13 protein-coding genes and 1 tRNA gene are annotated in these 17,479 nt (G+C 40.2%); 1 reads left to right on the forward strand and 13 read right to left on the reverse strand.

From position 1 onward, the window contains the following. Window positions 1-19 precede the first annotated feature (19 nt). The 7 genes from G610_RS0103435 to G610_RS0103465 form a co-directional block, all read right to left on the reverse strand. Entirely contained in the window at window positions 20-343 is a 324-nt protein-coding gene (locus tag G610_RS0103435; protein ID WP_026523667.1) for a zf-HC2 domain-containing protein, read from the reverse strand. Between the two features lie 181 nt (window positions 344-524). Beyond that, a complete protein-coding gene (locus G610_RS0103440; protein WP_026523668.1) occupies window positions 525-1,952 on the reverse strand; it encodes a glycoside-pentoside-hexuronide (GPH):cation symporter in 1,428 nt (475 codons plus the stop codon). Beyond that, window positions 1,949-3,448, reverse strand: a complete 1,500-nt coding sequence (locus tag G610_RS0103445; RefSeq protein ID WP_026523669.1) for a DUF6937 domain-containing protein — start codon at window positions 3,446-3,448, stop codon at window positions 1,949-1,951. The genes G610_RS0103440 and G610_RS0103445 overlap by 4 nt, the downstream gene beginning before the upstream one ends. Further along, entirely contained in the window at window positions 3,441-5,924 is a 2,484-nt protein-coding gene (locus G610_RS0103450) for a glycoside hydrolase family 2 protein (protein ID WP_026523670.1), read from the reverse strand. The genes G610_RS0103445 and G610_RS0103450 overlap by 8 nt, the downstream gene beginning before the upstream one ends. 220 nt (window positions 5,925-6,144) lie before the next feature. Then, window positions 6,145-6,227, reverse strand: a tRNA-Leu gene (locus G610_RS0103455). Between the two features lie 81 nt (window positions 6,228-6,308). Next, window positions 6,309-6,578, reverse strand: a complete 270-nt coding sequence (locus G610_RS0103460) for a hypothetical protein (RefSeq protein WP_026523671.1) — start codon at window positions 6,576-6,578, stop codon at window positions 6,309-6,311. A gap of 36 nt (window positions 6,579-6,614) precedes the next feature. Then, window positions 6,615-7,361, reverse strand: coding sequence for an alpha/beta hydrolase family protein (locus G610_RS0103465; RefSeq protein WP_051197563.1), 747 nt, complete (start codon window positions 7,359-7,361; stop codon window positions 6,615-6,617). 262 nt (window positions 7,362-7,623) lie between these two features. Here G610_RS0103465 and G610_RS0103470 point away from each other — a divergent pair, with 262 nt between their 5' ends. Further along, complete coding sequence (locus G610_RS0103470; protein ID WP_026523673.1) at window positions 7,624-7,806, forward strand: hypothetical protein; 183 nt, start codon at window positions 7,624-7,626, stop codon at window positions 7,804-7,806. A gap of 93 nt (window positions 7,807-7,899) precedes the next feature. Here G610_RS0103470 and G610_RS21955 read toward each other — a convergent pair whose 3' ends face one another. The 6 genes from G610_RS21955 to G610_RS23425 all read right to left on the reverse strand — a co-directional run bounded on the left by G610_RS21955 (window position 7,900) and on the right by G610_RS23425 (window position 17,449). Continuing rightward, window positions 7,900-9,453, reverse strand: a complete 1,554-nt coding sequence (locus G610_RS21955) for an Ig-like domain-containing protein (RefSeq protein WP_051197565.1) — start codon at window positions 9,451-9,453, stop codon at window positions 7,900-7,902. Window positions 9,454-9,507: 54 nt separating this feature from the next. Beyond that, on the reverse strand, window positions 9,508-11,154 hold the full coding sequence (locus G610_RS0103480) for a putative manganese-dependent inorganic diphosphatase (protein ID WP_026523674.1): 1,647 nt from the start codon (window positions 11,152-11,154) through the stop codon (window positions 9,508-9,510). A gap of 137 nt (window positions 11,155-11,291) precedes the next feature. Beyond that, a complete protein-coding gene (locus G610_RS0103485; RefSeq protein ID WP_026523675.1) occupies window positions 11,292-12,101 on the reverse strand; it encodes a hypothetical protein in 810 nt (269 codons plus the stop codon). A 111-nt stretch (window positions 12,102-12,212) separates the two neighbouring features. Continuing rightward, window positions 12,213-13,940: an ABC transporter ATP-binding protein gene (locus G610_RS0103490; protein WP_035796766.1), complete on the reverse strand. Its 1,728-nt coding sequence runs from the start codon at window positions 13,938-13,940 to the stop codon at window positions 12,213-12,215. 60 nt (window positions 13,941-14,000) lie between these two features. Then, window positions 14,001-15,725, reverse strand: coding sequence for an ABC transporter ATP-binding protein (locus tag G610_RS0103495; RefSeq protein ID WP_026523677.1), 1,725 nt, complete (start codon window positions 15,723-15,725; stop codon window positions 14,001-14,003). Then, the gene (locus G610_RS23425) at window positions 15,722-17,449 is read right to left on the reverse strand and encodes an RsmF rRNA methyltransferase first C-terminal domain-containing protein (RefSeq protein WP_026523678.1); all 1,728 of its coding nucleotides are present in this window, start codon (window positions 17,447-17,449) and stop codon (window positions 15,722-15,724) included. The genes G610_RS0103495 and G610_RS23425 overlap by 4 nt, the downstream gene beginning before the upstream one ends. Window positions 17,450-17,479 lie beyond the last annotated feature (30 nt).

The raw sequence follows: 17,479 nt of genomic DNA on the forward strand, positions 1-17,479 counted from the left end.
CCAACCAACTTTTATAGAATCAAAGTATAAACGCAAGCGCTACCGCTACTACAACCTCAATAACAACAAGTACCTGTAAAAAGAACGCTGTTTTTAACAGTCTTTTTCTAGCGCCGAGCCTCTGATAGGCTCTGTTCATCATAAGTTCGAGCTCATGGCTTAAGTTAAAGTTCGTGCCATCCTCAAGACTCTGCGTACCTGTTTCAACAAGAAACTGTATTGTAAGTTCTTCCTTACAGCTCTTGCAGCTCTCAATATGTCCCAAAAAGATCTCCAGTGCCCGAACATCAAGTTCATCATCCAGAAATCCCGGTATCATTCTCTGAAATTCCTTACAATCCATAGTATCCTCTGCGATTGCCCAAAGGCATAACCCCAATATCTTGTATGAATATAATACTACCGAGCATACTTATAACCAATATATAGAATACACTAAAATGTCCAAAGCTACAACCTGTGAAAGCCTATTAATATGAAAAACCCCTGCCGTTTTCATAAACGACAGGGGCTATGTTAACTAATTAGTTTCTTGCTGCAATCTCTTTTGAGATTTCTTCTATTTTTTCATCTGTAAGGATGTACTTTTTCTTGAACCAGAAAATTGCAAATACAAGACCGATGATAGGAATAATTGTCATGGTCATTCTAAGTCCCATCTTCTGAACTGCTTCAACACCCTGAGAATAGTCAATCTCAGTTGCAGTTTCTGCCGTGTCATTACTAAGATTCAGAATCTGAAGTGCAATAGCTGCGATAAATGCAGATACACCAGATGCAAGCTTAACTACGAAAGTCTGCATTGAGAAAATAACTGACTCATCTCTTCTGTTGTTCTTAAGTTCGCCGTAATCAACCGTGTTTGCAAGGAATACAGTTGTAATAACTGAAAGCATTCCGTTTGCTGAGAAAATGAAAAATCCCGGAATAAACAGTAAAAATACGTTAGTCATGGATGTTGATGCAAGTATAAGAAGTGAAATATATCCTGCAATAGCCATTCCCATGCTGATGAAGTAAATCTTTATGGAAGTGAAAAACTTTCTAAGGAAAGGATACAGGATCATCATAGCAAGGATCTGCATTCCACCGCCAAAGGTTGAGAAAAGTGTATATCCGTCTCTCCAGGTAGTTCCGCCAAAATCGTACTTAAAGAAGTAGATTACAAGGTTAGATGTGATGTAGATCGAACAGTTTACAATGACGATAGCTACAACTACTGCCATAGCCTGGTCGTTCTGAATAAGTGCTCTGAACATCTCGCCTATTGAAGCACTCTTCATATCTACTGTAGACTTTTCTTTTACATTGATACAGCAGATAACTGTAAATACTACAAAAAGCACTGCGATTATGATTGTGAAGTAAGAAAATCCGATTCTCTCAACTTCTCTGTCAGCAATACCCTGTCCTCCAAACATGTGTCCAAGAGCGGCTACAGACTTAACAGTTATGATTGTGATGATGGCAGAACCAACACCTGCGCATGAACGTGCAAGAGTTGTAAGTCCTTCTCTCTCCTTACCACCCTCTGTGAAAGCAGGGATCATTGACCAGTAAGGGATATCCATCATTGTATAGGTTACGCCCCAGAGGATGTATGTAACTGCAGCATATGTTACAAGTCCGCTTCCTGACATTGTGGGCGGAGCTGAAAACATAAGATAAAGCACGATAGCATTGGTAATTGTTCCAATCAGGAGCCATGGTCTGAATTTACCCCATTTTGTCTTGGTCTTACCAACAATAGCTCCCATGATGGGATCGTTAAATGCATCAAATACTCTGGCAACCATAAGGATTACGCCCATGGCAGCAGCGCTTACTCCCAGAATATCCTGGAAATAATAAAGTACCCAGGATGCTGAAAGCATGTATACCATATCCTTTCCTACTGCACCAAGTCCGTAAGATACCTTGGCAGCACCGGTTAATTTAGATTTTTCATTCATAAGTTTTTACCTCCCTTAGCAGCGTCCTTCATTTTCATCGCCAGCTCTACTACTTTATATGCACCGTCATAAAGACCGGCCTTTTTATTCTCCATAATGTTCTCACACATCTCATCGAGAAGCGGTGTCTCAAGGAACTGTGTAAGCATCTGCACTGTGTGAGGTATATCTCTGCACTCAAGTGTTCCATCGCCCACTTCTGCCGAGTGGATAGCTCCCCACATCTCGTGTTTTCCGACTCTCTTTATGAAAAGCTTGGGAACAGGATAAAACGCAAGTTCACTGGGCTTTGTTACAAGAACATCGCAGCTTCTCATAAGAAGGTTTGTACAGTAAACGGCTTCAAATATGTTTCCATGCCAGAAGCCATGAATTCCTGTAACCTCTGTATCAGGGTTAAGAGCTGCTTCCGCGAACTTTTCTGTATCAGCAAAATCACCAAGGTGTTCATGAATGTGGTTTTTCATCTCAGGAATCTCATTCTTAAGATCTTCCCAAACCTGCTTATAATCGCCAACATTTACATAAAGAGCAGCCTGCTTTTTCTCGATATAAGGAAGCAGGAACTTTATTATTGCAGCAAAAATCTCTTTCTGTGCTCCTGCACCGCCGATTGTAAGAAGGAATCTCATGGGCTTTCCATCTTTTCTTCTGTCCATTCTGGCCTTGCAATCAGCTTCGATATTGGCCACAAGTTCATGGTCGATGTAATGACCTGTGTAAACAAGATCATCCTGAGGCATGGGCTTACATACAGTCTTCTTATTCATTCCGTTAAGAATTCTGTAACCCATGTATGCATTTCTGCACTGGATTGTGTGAACAGAACCTTCAGATAAGTGAAGGGCCATGGGCCAGTTATCAGGAATGGCATTTACAACATGCTTCATGCCTGCGTGAATAGCTGCCTGAGCGGGCCACACGTGAGTTGCGATTACAGGAATATCCTTGGGAACATTCTTATAAACAGGAGCCATAAGCTCTGCATTTTTCTGATCTGCAGCATTGTATGAAAGTGCTCTGAAGCCCTCGTAGTTAGTGGGCTCCCAAACAAGCTTATTGAAAATAGGATTCTTTGAAAGTCTTGAACCCAGTGAATAAAGATCGTTCTGTGCACTGATAACCTTTGTACAGGTGGTATGCTTGTAGGAGTTAAGGTCCATCCAGTAAGGTGTATATCCAAGGTGTCTTGCGCATGAAGCCATGGCCATGCTGATTCTGTAATGGCCAAAGCCCATTCTGATATTTCCAACGATAAGTCCCTTTTCTGTGTCAAAAGGAATTGAAGCACCTGTATCTTCGCCTTCCTTAAGTACTTCAATATTCTTAACACCAAGAAGATTGCCTATATACTGATTCTCTGTAACCATAACAGGATAATTGCAATTTGAATCATCACCGAACTTTTTGGCGAATTTCTTTTTTGAGTTTAAAGCCTTTTTGTAGATCTTATCGCTCATCACATTTCCGAAAATTACTTTTGACTTTTCAGACATTCGTCTCTACACCTTCCTTTACATGAAAAACTATTTCTTTTTTTATTTTTTCGCAGGCGTCAAGCTTGATTATCAGCTTGCCGCTTGACCCCTGACGTCTTCTTGTCTTTACATAGACACCTGCCATGCCACCTCGTAGTGGTACATGCTTAGGACCTATAAGCTCAATAGCTCCTTCTGTCTTAACTCTCAATGATTCACCAAAATAAGGAATTACATTTCCGTTCTGGTCAACGGCTTTAATTCTTACCTGAGCCACATCATAGGATCTGTCATCACTTAATTCTGATGAACTCACATCGCACAAAATATCAATTGATGAAACAGTCTCCTTAACCAGAGTCTTAACAACTTTGCCGTTTTTAATAGCTTCAAACTTAAAGCTTGTGGCTTTGCCGCCCCAGTCGCCAATGTATTTCTGATACATATCAACTACATCCTTGACGCTCATACCATGGAAAGCCAGCATTCTGCCGCCGGTTATCATATCTGAAAGTCCAAGGCCGCCCATGCCGTATCTTGCAGCATTGTTGAGAGCCTGTTTTACTTTCTCAGCCATTCCTTTAGAGAATTTCTCGTTCTGAGCTAGCTGATCACCGATAAAATCATCAACAAGAATCGGTCCGTGAGCCAGATTCTTAAAAGGCGAATCCTCTTTTTTGTACTCTTTTATGAAAACATCATTCTTGTACATCTTCACGGAATCTGCATTTGTAAGAAGCCATATATCTCCTCTTATGCACTCGGGATGTTCTCCGATATCCATTGAAGATGTGAGTTCAAGCACCGGCGTATCATCACCCTGCATAGCATAGGTAAGCGCCGCCATTTTGGGATTCCTGAACATATCCATAACGCCGTGATAGCAGATTCTGTCGCCGGAACCAAAGTCCTTATGAGTGTTGTAGTCAAACATGCACCAGCCAAAACCACCGGCAACATCACTTTCACCTGCAATAGCATCCATTACCTTTACATGTCTCATGGCATGCTCGCTTCTGTGAATTTCATCATCGAAGCTCTTTGTGGGATACATGTGTCCGTTATACTCTGTAACAAGATAAGCCTTATTCATATCAGGAGTAACGGCTTTTTTCTTCTGACAACCGGGCTTTTTACCGTCAAATGAAAAATCATTGTAGGTATATACATCCTCAAGAAGATTCATCTTGGTAGCTGCTCTTACGCCGCCTGTAGCTCTTGAAGGATCAAGCTCATGTGACAGCTCATTGGTCTTTTTATAAAATTCATCATCATCGGCGGATTCGTTTATTCTTACGCCCCAGATGAATATGGAAGGATGATTCCTATACTGCGTTATCATCTCTTTTTCATTAACAAGAGCCTGTTCCTTCCAGGCATCATCACCTATATGCTGCCATCCCGGGAATTCCATGAATACCAGAATTCCAAGTCTGTCGCAGGCATCGATGAAGTCCTGTGACTGGGGATAATGCGAAGTTCTTACAGCATTTACGCACAGCTCTTCTTTTAATATCTTCGCATCAAGTTCCTGCAGTGCTGCAGGCATTGCATAGCCAACATAAGGATAGGACTGATGCCTGTTAAGACCTCTTATCTTCAGCTTCCTTCCATTTAAGTAAAAGCCGTCTGCATGAAACTTCATGCTTCTAAAACCAAAGGTCGTAACTACTTCATCTACAAGCTCTTCATTCCTGAGTATCTGAGTTCTAAGCTCGTATAAAGCAGGATTGGTCACATCCCAAACAACAACGGGAAGTGTATGAAAATCAAATGGCACCTGTTTTCCTGCAGGAATTTCTATAAGCTCTTTAAAATCCCTATATTCTTCTTTGTAATTTTCCGGCTTCTCACCGCTGATGCGTCTTATGGCATGCTTTATAACGCAGCCTGCTGTATCACCGGCTATTGTAGTCTTCGCATGAAGAAAAGCACCCACAGCTGCAGGCTCAACAGCAGTTGCATTACCTGCATATATATCAGATGTATCTGTTGATATAAACAAATCCTCTATATAAGTCTTCTCGGTTACTTCTAAAACAACATCTCTGTAAAGTCCGCCATAGGTCATGTAATCTATAACAAATCCAAAGGGAGGCACATTAAGGCTCTCTCTGGAATCAAGCTTTACTACAATGCAGTTTGGCTGATCATATTTAAGCTTATCGCTGATATCAAAGGAAAAATCAGTATATCCGCCAGAATGTGTCCCAAGAAGCTCGCCGTTTATATATACAGTAGCTTCATGGGCAGCGCCCATAAATGTAACCGCTACTCTCTTGTCCTTCCATCTACTATCCGCAGTAAAAACTCTCCTGTAGCAGCTGACCTTCTGATAAATAGCATCATCAAAATAATTAAAAGGTGTCGTTACTACAGAATGAGGTATCCTGACACTTTCTAAATGATTGTCATCATAGTCAGGAGCTATCATCTTATCTTCAAATACATCAGAAAATTTCCAGTCATTATTCAAGTAAAGTGTTTTTCTCATTTTGTACCTCGCTTGGAAACGTCAAAATACTTTTCGGGTTTCCTTGATTTTATAGTATCATTATGGACTTTTTATATCAAGAAACGTATTTACTAATTTTCGTTTCCTTTATTTGTGCAAAAATACTAGGGATTTATATTGAAGGAATTACATTTCAATGTTTTGAGAAATAAAAAAGGAACAAACACCATAAAGTGCTGTTCCTGATTTTAAAATTTAGTGCCGGTGGTGGGACTTGAACCCACACGCCCGTGAGGACAACAGATTTTGAGTCTGCATCGTCTGCCATTCCGACACACCGGCGCGCCATAAATTCGCGACCCGTTTATGTTATCACAACAGTAAACGATATTCAAGCATAATGAAAAATTTTGAAGTCAGAAATCAGCCTTCCCATTCCTCATATTCAAAATCATACTTTTCTTTTCTGGCTGAGCGCTTTCCAAGCAAATAGAAAATACCTGCAACCGCTACTACAATAGCAAATACAGTAACGCCAAGGGTAATGGCTTTTTTGGCATCATCGCTAAGTCCGTCATATCCATCCTTTGCCTTAGCATAAGCCTTTTTTGCATTGTCACCTGTAATCTCTATTATTCTCTCAGCACTGTCTCTGATTTCTTTTGTATCGATATTCTCAAAAAAACTACTCATAGTCATATCCCCCGTTTTCAACCTTCATGCAGTAAGCTACATGTTCTCCTCTATAAATGATACCATCTCTTTACCTGCTTTAACAACCTCTTTCCCGTAAAAACCGTGTCCGGCATCGGTTATCTGAATAATCTTTGCAGCAGGAAATTTCTTTCTGGCATTTATACTATAGGAAATAGGAACTACCTGATCTACATTGCCATGAAGTATCAGTACATTTCCGCTAAACTTCACCATATAATCATCTATATTAAGTTTAAGAGCATCCTCATAATATCTTCTTCCAACAGGAAGCCCGAAAACCGTAGATGTTTCTTCAATCATATCCTCAGATGGATATTTTTCCTTAGCATCATCAAAAAGTACATACGCAGGATAAAGAAGTACCATCGCCTTTATATCTTCCCCAGCCTCAACAGCTGCAATAGTAGATGCAACGCCGCCCTGGCTCACACCCATGAGGAATATATTTTTTCTGTCAGCAAAAGGAGCCTTCCTGATGTTTCGGATAACCGCCTCAATGTCTGCACTCTCAGTAAGAACAGACATATCAGTCATCTTTCCATCACTTTTAGAAGACAACCCACCGCCGCAAAAATCAAATATATAGCAGCCTATTCCTTCCTTTACCAGAATCTCCGCGTATGGCCTTGTACCTTCACGATCTGAGCCAAATCCATGTGACATGATCACAATCGGATATCTTCCCCTGGAATCATCCGGTAAATATAATTCCCCCGAAATCTGAAACTCTTCTCTCTCCACGATATAAGTTTTAACCATACCAGCCTCACTTATACAGGAATAACTTTCTTAAAAACCTAAGAAAGAGCCACAGTTTATCGCTATTATTTTATCAAAATTACACACAATTAACAAGTTTAAGGCTATATTATAACGATTAAAAAAACATAAAAATAATATTTAATTTTTTAGAAATATTCTGTTGAATTTTTTCATTTATGTACTACAATATATTGTAGTAAAAGAGTTGTGCGAACAACTACATGTATGGAAAACGTTTGTGTTATAAGGGGAGTTATATATGTCAACAATTACCGCCGCTAGAAACGATAGTGTTGTTAATTATTCAATTATCAGAAATATGATCAGATCAATCGGAAGACAGCATTGGTCAGTTGCAGAAGCAATGGACGAGTATGATATTCCTGAAGATCAGCGCGAGATCTATATGGAGACCATCGCTGAGGAGTTTTTTGTAAGCTGAATATTTTGAATCCTTATAGGATCATTCCTTTCCTTAATCATAAGACAGAAATGGGTAAGCACTCGCTATGCTTACCCATTTTTGTGTCTATATTTATTTAACTGTTATCTTACATTTTGCGACCTTTTTGCCATCCTTGGTCTTTACGGTAATGGTGCAGGTACCTGGTCCCTTTGCGGTAACGACACCCTTGCTGCTTACCTTGGCAACCTTCTTGTCGCTGCTCTCCCATTTAAGTTTGGCTTTTGCGGAAGAAGGCTTAAGCTTTGCTTTAAGAGTCACCTTACTTCCTTTTTTCATGGTGAGCTTTTTCTTATTAAGCTTTAAAGACTTAACTGCAGTTTCTTTTGTTACTGTTACGTAGCACTTATCAGAGATTGCACCGTCACTGGTAGAAACAGTTATTACACAGGTTCCGGCTTTAACTCCTGTTACCTTGCCTGAAGAATTAACCTTTGCTACCTTCTTGTTGCTGGACTTGTATTTAAGTCCTTTAAGCTTTGCTCCGTTGGGCTTGGCGTTAACCTTGATTGTCGCGGATTCGCCCTTAGCAAGCTTAAGATTAGCTTTTACGATCTTAAGTCCTTTAAGCTTATCAGCTTCAGTCTCTGTGCCATAGTCATAATCCTTGGAGCTCATGGGATACTCGGCATTAAATGATGAAGAAGAATATTCTGCCCATCTCTTGTGGTCAGCAAAATTCTTATCAGCCTTCATATAGTACTTATATGAATTAATCTTCTTACCTGCATCCCAGGTACTGTCTACGTTGTAATAAAGATTACCAACTCTTACAATATTCCAGCCATGATTACCACTGGAGGTATTGCCTGCAATAAGTCTGCAATCAACTCCGTTATCGTTAAGAATTCTGTACATCAAAAGCGCATAGCCCTGACATACAGCGCTGTTATTTACCGCTGCCGCAAAACAGCTGTATTTAAGATTGGACTTTCCATAGTTATATTTTACGTGATCACAGATATAGCCATATACAGCTTCGATCTTTTCATATTCACCCTTTGAAGCAAGATTAAGACTACTTGAAATTGCATTAACCTTACTTGTAACCTGTGCCTCCTGTGAAGTTGTGGTGTAGTAAGTGAATTTATAAGTAAGAGTTCCGATGGTATTACCTGAGGATTTACCATAGGAAACCTGCATTCCTACGCCGCTGTAACCCCACTTGAGGTAATCTCCCATGTTACCGGCACCGCTACCAATATGCTTAACAGCTTTCTTAAGAATATCTGATTCCATATTAACAAGCTGCGTCGCATTATATCCCGTTCCCTGAAGCTCAAAATAAACATAGATGATATCTTTTCTGGTAGCCATTTCAGTACGCAGAACCTCTGCCATCTCATCCTGAGTCTTACATTTTTCAGCTGCAAGAAGATTCTCCGGTGTAACGGTAACTGATGGAAGTCTATTCAGGTCATTCTCGTTAACAAGGCCTGCATAAACAGGGTTAACCATATAATAGGCATTGGAATTCTCGAGATTTAAATTACCGGGATCGCCATCGCATGAAGATGCTTTAACATTAAAACTAAAGAAAAAAACAACCATCATTGCAGCAAAAATAGCAGGCACTATGGCCTGTTTGCCGCTATGATGGAACTTATTTTTAAAGAAATATCTCATATAAAACTGCCTCAAACAAAAATGTAGTACATGTATATTATACCACATATTGCATCATTGCTGCAGCGCTTCTACAATTGTTGGCAATAATTGTTTTTTCCTTGAAACAACGCCTTTTAACAAGGCTGTATGTTCGCTGCCGGCTTCTACATGGAATCCGGTATCTATGATATTTTCAGCCTTATTTCCTGCAAAAGCAATGATTGAAGACTCCGCAATGATGTTGGTCATCATGAAGAAAATCATATCAAGTCCGTCGCTCTTCATGATATCCTCAAGCTCAGGAAGAACTCTCTCCTTTATCTCGGCAAGCTCCTCGGCGCTCATGGAATTGATCTGACCGATTCCGATATTTTTATCTTCAACTGTAAATTTCTTGAAATCCTGATGCACGATCTGCTTTGGAGTTTTGCTTCCAAGATTGGATCCTGCTCTGAACATCTCCCTTGCAAATTCTTCAACATCGATCTCAGCAATCTTAGCCAGTTCTTCTCCTGCCTTTTTATCGATTTCAGTACAGGTAGGTGATCTGTACATTAGAGTATCTGAGATAATAGCAGACAGCATAAGTGAAGCTGTGATCTTATCTACAGGAACGCCTGCCTCCTTATACATGGAATAAATAATTGTGCATGAAGAACCAAGAGGCTGATTTCTGAAAAATACAGGGTTTGCAGTCTCTATTGATGAACCAAGTCTGTGATGATCAATAATCTCAAGAATCTCAGCATTATCAATTCCATCTACGGTCTGGCTTCTCTCGTTGTGGTCAACAAGAATGATCTGCTTCTTTTTAGCACCAAGTAAGTTACGACGTGAGATCATTCCCACAAAATTCTCTTTTTCATCGAGAACAGGGAAATATCTGTGCCTTACCTGAGCCATGGTTTGCTGGATATCCTCAATGAAGTCATTCATGTGGAAAGTAACAAGCTGATTTCTTTTCATAACTGAGCCAACAGGTGCACTTTCATTGATAAGCCTTGCAACAGTGAAGGTGTCATAAGGAGTTGTGATAATTCTGCAATTTCTCTCCTCAGCCAGCTTCTGAATGGTATTTGTAACCTTGCTCTCTATGCAGACAACGATACATGCTGCTTCATTCTCAATGGCAACAAGCTGTGTCTCATATCTGTTACCGCAAATAACGATATCTCCGGGATCAATAACCTCTTCCATGATCTCAGGTGATGCATTGGCGATAAGCACCTTTCCCTGTGTAAACTTTTCAGACTTATCACCTACAAGCATTTCACCATCGAGAGTATCTACGATATTGCCATAGCTTGTATTTGCCTCGGACAAAAGGCTTGCATCATGAACATCCATACAGGTCTCCATGATGTCATTGGTGGTTACAAGACCTTCTAAATGACCATCTTTAGTAATGCAGAGAGTTACTACGTTTTCCTGCTTCATTCTCTCCCATGCGCGCTTAAGTGAAATCTCATCGTTTTCCGCGTGAAGATCTCTTATCTCCATATCGCAGACCTGAGTGCGTACATCCTTGGTATAAACAGGTGACTGAACGCCGAATCTGTTAAGCACAAACTGTGTCTCTTCATTAAGATGACCGCAGCGTCTTGCTTCGTATTCTTCTCCGGTTATTTTACTTTTTAGATTTGCATAGCAAATGGCTGCGCAAATAGAATCAGTATCGGGATTCTTGTGTCCTATAACATATACAGGTCTGTTTTTCATCTATTATATTCTCCAAAAACAATCTATAGTGTTTATACATTGTACAATAAAATTTTAATATATATAAGACTAAATTTCATAAAAAAAGAACGAGGATTTCGAATATCGAAATTCCCGTTCCTATCATGGTTCAATTATTATTTACACTTCTTAACTCTTACTTTGTAAGATACTGATTTGTAACCGAAATCACTGATCTTAACGTAGTACTTCTTACCCTTCTTTAGCTTTATCTTCTTGGAAGACTCCCAGCCTTTGCCCTGATAAGAATACCAGCAATTGTTTGAATCAACCTTATTCTTTGACTTATATCCTTCTACATGAACACCACACCAGCCTTCAGGCTCAGTGTTTACAACGCTGAACTTGTAATAACCGGTCTTGGGTGCTTTGAATACATACCAGTCTACATCCTTATCAACGCTGGTAACTACTCCGCTGGCATCCTTTTTAACTTTAAGGCTGTCTGCCTTTGATGCGGAACCGTTGTATTCTGTCTCAAATCTTGCAGGAACCTCATTGACGATTTTGAGTCTTACCTTGTAATGATGCTCCTTAGAACCACACTTAATTGAAAGCTGAACAGTCTTGCCGGGATTTAATGAAAACTTTTCAGAACAATCCATTCCTCTCTCGGTATATGTGTACTCATCCCACATAGTCCTATAGTCATAGATCATTTTTGTGTAAATGTCGCCCCAGCACTCTTCTCCGGACTTGTTTGTAAGACTGGTAAGTGTAACCTCTATATGAGTTGTTCCCTTGGCAGGAGAAGTGAACTGATAATCATAGCTCTCATTTCTTCCCTCAAAATCTAAAAAGTACTCCTGGTTGACATTAAGCTGTGTAGCAGCCTTAGCCTCTGTCTTAACTCCTGCAAAAATCGCAGCTGCAAAAGCACAGCTGATTAATGCAGCTTTAACCCCTGTTAAAAAACTTTTCTTCATCAAAACTCTCTCCTTTTCTGACTATATAAAGTGTCTTTTATTTCCCCTCAATAAAAATCAAAACAACGCTTAACAGTATATCATAGTTTCCAGTAATAATCATCCCCAAAATCACATCTCAAACTGACTTTTATATAGTTTCGCATAAAAGCCACCGGCGCTAAGAAGTGATTCATGATTACCCTGTTCGATAATCCTGCCCTCATTCATAACAAGAATTCTGTCTGCTTCCCTGATGGTTGAAAGTCTGTGAGCCACGATAAAGCTTGTCCTTCCTGCCATCATCTTCTGGAATGCTCTCTGAATTCTCATCTCGGTTCTTGTATCGATAGAACTTGTAGCCTCATCAAGAATAAGCATCGGAGGCACATCAAGCATGGTTCTCGTAATGCAAAGGAGCTGCTTTTGTCCCTGAGAAAGGCTTCCGCCATCTTCGCCGATAACTGTATCGTATCCATCGGGAAGTCTTTTTATGAAGCTGTGGGCATGGCTCTTTTTAGCTGCTTCAATGACCATCTCATCGGTAAAACCTTCTCTGCCCATTGTGATATTTTCTTTTATTGTGCCGCTTCGTAGCCATGTCTCCTGAAGCACCATTCCGTAGTTTGACCTGAGATCATGCCTCTTTAACTCTCTGATATCTTTGCCATCAACACTGATCGATCCCTTATCGACATCATAGAATCGCATTAGCAGGTTTATTATAGTGGTTTTACCGCTTCCGGTAGGACCCACAATAGCTACTCTTTGGCCATCTGTTACTGACAGATTAAGATCCTGAATAAGCTCTCTGTCCTTATCGTATGAGAAAGCCACATCCTTAAGTTCTACATTTCCTGTGACATTTCCAAGTTCTTTACAAAGGTCTGCATCAGGAATCTGAGCCTCTTCATCAATAAGGTCAAACACTCTCTTCGCGCAGGCAAGGGCGTTTTGAAGCTCTGTTACAACACCTGAAATCTCATTAAAGGGCTTGGTGTACTGTGTAGCATAACTTAAGAAAATAGTAAGCTCTCCCACACTCATTATTCCCGAAAGGCAGGCAAATGCACCTGAAAGCGCAACGCAGGCATACACAATATTGTTGATGAATCTGGTGCTGGGGTTAGTAAGTGATGAAAAAAATGTGGCACGGAGACTTGTATTTGCAAGTCTGTCGTTTATCTCATCGAATTTTTCCTGGTTTTCATCCTCATGTCCAAAAGCCTTAACAACCTTAAGATTCCCTATCATCTCATCGATCAGCGCTGTCTGATCTGCTCTTGATATGGACTGCTCTCTGAAAAGCGAATATGATCTGCTTGCAATAAATCTTGCAACCAAAAGCGATAAGGGTGTAAGCAAAAATACAACAGCAGCTATGGGGACACTTAAATAAAACATGAATATCAGCGTTCCAAGTATGGTTACAATTCCTGTAAACAGCTGTGTAAATCCCATAAGAAGGCCATCGGCAAACTGATCGACATCAGCAATAACCTTACTTACAATTTCGCCCTGAGGATGTGAATCAAGATACTCAAAGGGCAAAACGTGGAGTTTTTCAAAGGCATCGTTTCTGACATCTCTTACTACTCTGAAAGTTATCCTGTTATTTACTCCATACATAAACCACTGGCATGCAGCAGTTATCACAATTACAACAGCAAGCCTTATAAGGAGCAGCTTAATCCTCTCAAAATCAACGTTTCCTTTTGAAACAATGCAATCAACAATATTACCTGCCAGAATCGGTGCATATAAAGTGAAAAGTGCCGATACAACAGCAAGTCCTATTGAAGCAAATATAAGAATTCTGTATGCACTTGCATAGTGCAAAACTCTTTTAAGTTCACGCATAATTATCTCCGGTAAATCTAATTAATCATTTTTAAAAATCTTCTTAAGATTCTGCCTGTATCAACTTATCTTTCCATACTGAGATTCATAAATCTCTCTGTATTCATCGCAGTTTTCAATAAGCTCTTCGTGTGTTCCGATACCGCAAACCTGCCCATCATCAAGGACAATGATCTTGTCGCAGAATCTTATGGATGAAGCTCTCTGCGATACAATGAAAGTTACAGGATGATATTGAAGCTCGCTTATAGCTTTTCTTAAATTCTTATCAGTCATGTTATCAAGTGCTGATGAGCTGTCATCAAGAATTATTATCTGAGGCTTTTTAACAAGTGCTCTTGCTATGGTAAGTCTCTGTTTCTGACCTCCGGAAAGATTTTTTCCGCCCTGTGTTATCTCAGCATCAAGCTCGCCTTTTTTACCTTTAACCACATCGGTCGCCTGAGCGATTTTGATCGCATCCCACATCTCCTCATCTGTGGCGTTTTCATTACCCCATTTAAGATTGTCTCTTACAGTTCCTTTAAAAAGAACTGCCTTCTGAGGAACGATTCCAACAGCATTTCGAAGTGAAGCTGTTGTATATTCACGCACATCTTTTCCTTTGAATTTAACTACGCCATCTGTTGCATCATAAAATCTGGGGATCAGGTTGATCAGGGTTGTTTTTCCGGATCCGGTTCCGCCGATAATGCCGATTGATTCACCCTGTTTTGCTGAAAAACTTACGTGCTCTAGAGAATCCTCTTTACCTCCGTTATATCTTAGAGATACATCCTCAAAGGAAATCACGGTATCTGCCTCTCCCTGTGAAAGAGCATCTTCTGTTCCCTCAGCCATGGAATTCTTTTCATCCAGCATTGCCTGAATTCTGTTTCCGCAGGCTATGGCTCTTGTTATGTTAATTATCAGATTGGCCATTTTAATAAGCTCAACAAGTATCTGTGACATATAGTTGTAAAGAGCAACTACAGCACCGGTTGTAAGAACTCCTGTATAAACCTTATCAGCTCCTGATTTTAGCAAAATGATTATAGCGAAATTGAGGATTGCATAGGTTGCAGGATTCATGAGAGCTGACACTCTTCCTACATGCTCCTGAAGCTTTGTGAGAGCGTCATTTTTTTCTTTAAAATTCTGCACTTCCTCGTTTTCTCTGGAAAATGCCCTTATCACTCTCACACCGGATAAGTTTTCTCTTGTAAGCCCAAGAACCTTATCAAGACGAGCCTGCACCATCTTATATCTGGGGATTCCCCAAAGCATGATTCCAAAGACTACCACAGATAAAATTGCGATAGTCACAAGGAAAATAAGTGCCTGATGAAAATCAATCGTAAATGCCATTACCATGGCACCAAATACTACAAAGGGTGATCTTAAGAGCAGTCTAAGAGACAGATTAACAACAGACTGAACCTGGTTCATATCACTGGTCATTCTGGTTATAAGTGATGTGGTTCCAAGTCTGTCAATTTGGTCGTAGGAAAGACTCTGAATATTTTTGAATAAGTCGCTCTTAACTTTTGCAGCAAAAAGAGCCGATGCTTTTGCGGCAAAATACTGGGCAGTCACTGAACAAATATAGCCTACAGCTCCTAAAAGAATAAGAACCAGGGACATTCTAAGGGAATAAATCTTGTTTCCTGTACCAATTCCAACGTCGATGATTTTAGCAACAACAAGCGGAACAATGAGTTCGAATGTGGCTTCAAGGAGCTTAAAAAGCGGTCCCAATATAGCTTCTAATTTGTAGTCTTTTAAGTATTTAAGTAATTTATTCATGTATAAATCCTAAGTCCTTTCGGATAATGATTCTTAAGGGTTCCTCCGGCGTATTTTGCCCATCCAAGGCTGTAGCCATCTGTGGTAATGAGGTACCATCCATTTTCAAGTCCAGGCACTCTAAGGGATTCACCGCCGATGAATTTCATCACTTCTGGAGAATTCGAATCGAGATTATAGCTATACGTCACATCTTCTGCAGACAATGCAAGGCCCAGTGAATGCGATGGCTCAAATCTGTCCTTTTTCATGGTTCCAAGATGAAGTCCAGGCCTCATAACCGTAAGACCATTTATTCCGGGCATTCCATCAGGTGCAAGATAAAGCTGTTCGCCAAACATAAAGAGCGTGCCTTTTAAAGCACCTGTAAGCTTTAGTGCTCCTTTTGAACCCTTTTTATTCTTTTTGTTTGCTTTATTCTTATCCTTGCCTTTTTGTTTTTTGGCAGAAGTTTCATCTGTTTCAGACGTGCCAGAAGCTTCAGCGGCTATTTCTGACTCATCTACTATCTGAACATTTTTAAGGAAGCCTTCTACAAAATCAGCAAACGGGTCTACATCACCCTGCTTCACAGCTTTAACTTTACCATTTACTCCGTAAAGTCCTGCGTTAAGTGAAATATCGCCATCCTTTGTAAATACCGCAAGAAAATGTCCCTCGCCCTTAATCTTATGGGGCCAGAGCCTAGACGTACAGATGCTGATGTTTTCGGTGATTTCTTCTAATGATATCTTCTCATCTGCATCTGATAATGGTTCATTTATAAGGTCGTATAAATCATTATCGTTTGATTCTGCATTTGTATGATCCGAGCTAGCCTTAGTGGCATTAAATGCCTTATGTATATTCTCAATATCTCCGGGAATCATACCTTCGAAAAGATCGATTTTTACAGGCTTCATACCCATCTTTAGAAGTCTTGCCGTCTGTAGTTCATCCTCTTCCGGAGCAAATGTACAGGTTGAGTACACAAGCCTTCCACCGGGAGCAAGCATCTTCACAGCTTCCTTTAGGATATCCGTCTGTTTGTTTGCGCAAAGTTCAACATTCTCGGCACTCCAGTTAGAAACAGCTTCATCGTTTTTACGAAACATCCCTTCACCGGAACACGGCGCATCTACAAGGATCTTATCAAAATATCCCTCAAAAACTTCCGATAACTGCTCAGGTCTCATATTGGTTACAAGAGCATTTCTGATTCCGCACCTCTCAACATTAAGAGACAGAATCTGAGCCCTCTTTTTATCTATCTCATTTGTAACAAGTATTCCCTCACCCATCATCCTTGATGCAATCTGGGTGCTTTTACCACCGGGAGCTGCGCATAGATCCAGAATCTTTTCTCCGGGCTTAGGATCAAGATATGCTACAGGAGACATGGCGCTTGGCTCCTGAATATAGTAGACGCCTGCTTCATGATATGGATGTTTTCCGGGCGTCCCACCTTCGTAGGAAAAACCACTTGGCTCCCAGGCTATATTTTCGGATAGTTTTGCACCGCTTTTAGTAAGGATATCTGACGCATAGTTTTTCAAATCGTTGGCAGAATTCTCATTATAAGATCCTGCTGCATCAACACTGGCCTTACTTTCGGATTTTGTGCACTTAAGCGCATTTATCCTGATTGCCTTAACGGGCTCTTTTTCCAAGGCTTTTTCAAACGCCTCATACTCATTACTGAGCATGGACTTTATTCTGTTTTCAAATAATTTATCTAAACTCATAGCGATTATTATAGCATAAACCATAATAAA

The sequence above is a fragment of the Butyrivibrio sp. MB2005 genome (genome assembly GCF_000424285.1).
In the GTDB taxonomy this organism is placed as follows: Bacteria; Bacillota; Clostridia; order Lachnospirales; family Lachnospiraceae; genus Butyrivibrio.

What these genes read in the sequence shown, in the direction of transcription:
- G610_RS23425 (WP_026523678.1), bottom strand. Translation starts at nt 17,449, where the DNA reads ATGAGTTTAGATAAATTATTTGAAAACAGAATAAAGTCCATGCTCAGT.
- G610_RS0103445 (WP_026523669.1), bottom strand. Translation starts at nt 3,448, where the DNA reads ATGTCTGAAAAGTCAAAAGTAATTTTCGGAAATGTGATGAGCGATAAG.
- G610_RS0103485 (WP_026523675.1), bottom strand. Translation starts at nt 12,101, where the DNA reads ATGAAGAAAAGTTTTTTAACAGGGGTTAAAGCTGCATTAATCAGCTGT.
- G610_RS0103450 (WP_026523670.1), bottom strand. Translation starts at nt 5,924, where the DNA reads ATGAGAAAAACACTTTACTTGAATAATGACTGGAAATTTTCTGATGTA.
- G610_RS0103470 (WP_026523673.1), top strand. Translation starts at nt 7,624, where the DNA reads ATGTCAACAATTACCGCCGCTAGAAACGATAGTGTTGTTAATTATTCA.
- G610_RS0103460 (WP_026523671.1), bottom strand. Translation starts at nt 6,578, where the DNA reads ATGAGTAGTTTTTTTGAGAATATCGATACAAAAGAAATCAGAGACAGT.
- G610_RS21955 (WP_051197565.1), bottom strand. Translation starts at nt 9,453, where the DNA reads ATGAGATATTTCTTTAAAAATAAGTTCCATCATAGCGGCAAACAGGCC.
- G610_RS0103465 (WP_051197563.1), bottom strand. Translation starts at nt 7,361, where the DNA reads ATGGTTAAAACTTATATCGTGGAGAGAGAAGAGTTTCAGATTTCGGGG.
- G610_RS0103490 (WP_035796766.1), bottom strand. Translation starts at nt 13,940, where the DNA reads ATGCGTGAACTTAAAAGAGTTTTGCACTATGCAAGTGCATACAGAATT.
- G610_RS0103435 (WP_026523667.1), bottom strand. Translation starts at nt 343, where the DNA reads ATGGATTGTAAGGAATTTCAGAGAATGATACCGGGATTTCTGGATGAT.
- G610_RS0103495 (WP_026523677.1), bottom strand. Translation starts at nt 15,725, where the DNA reads ATGAATAAATTACTTAAATACTTAAAAGACTACAAATTAGAAGCTATA.
- G610_RS0103440 (WP_026523668.1), bottom strand. Translation starts at nt 1,952, where the DNA reads ATGAATGAAAAATCTAAATTAACCGGTGCTGCCAAGGTATCTTACGGA.
- G610_RS0103480 (WP_026523674.1), bottom strand. Translation starts at nt 11,154, where the DNA reads ATGAAAAACAGACCTGTATATGTTATAGGACACAAGAATCCCGATACT.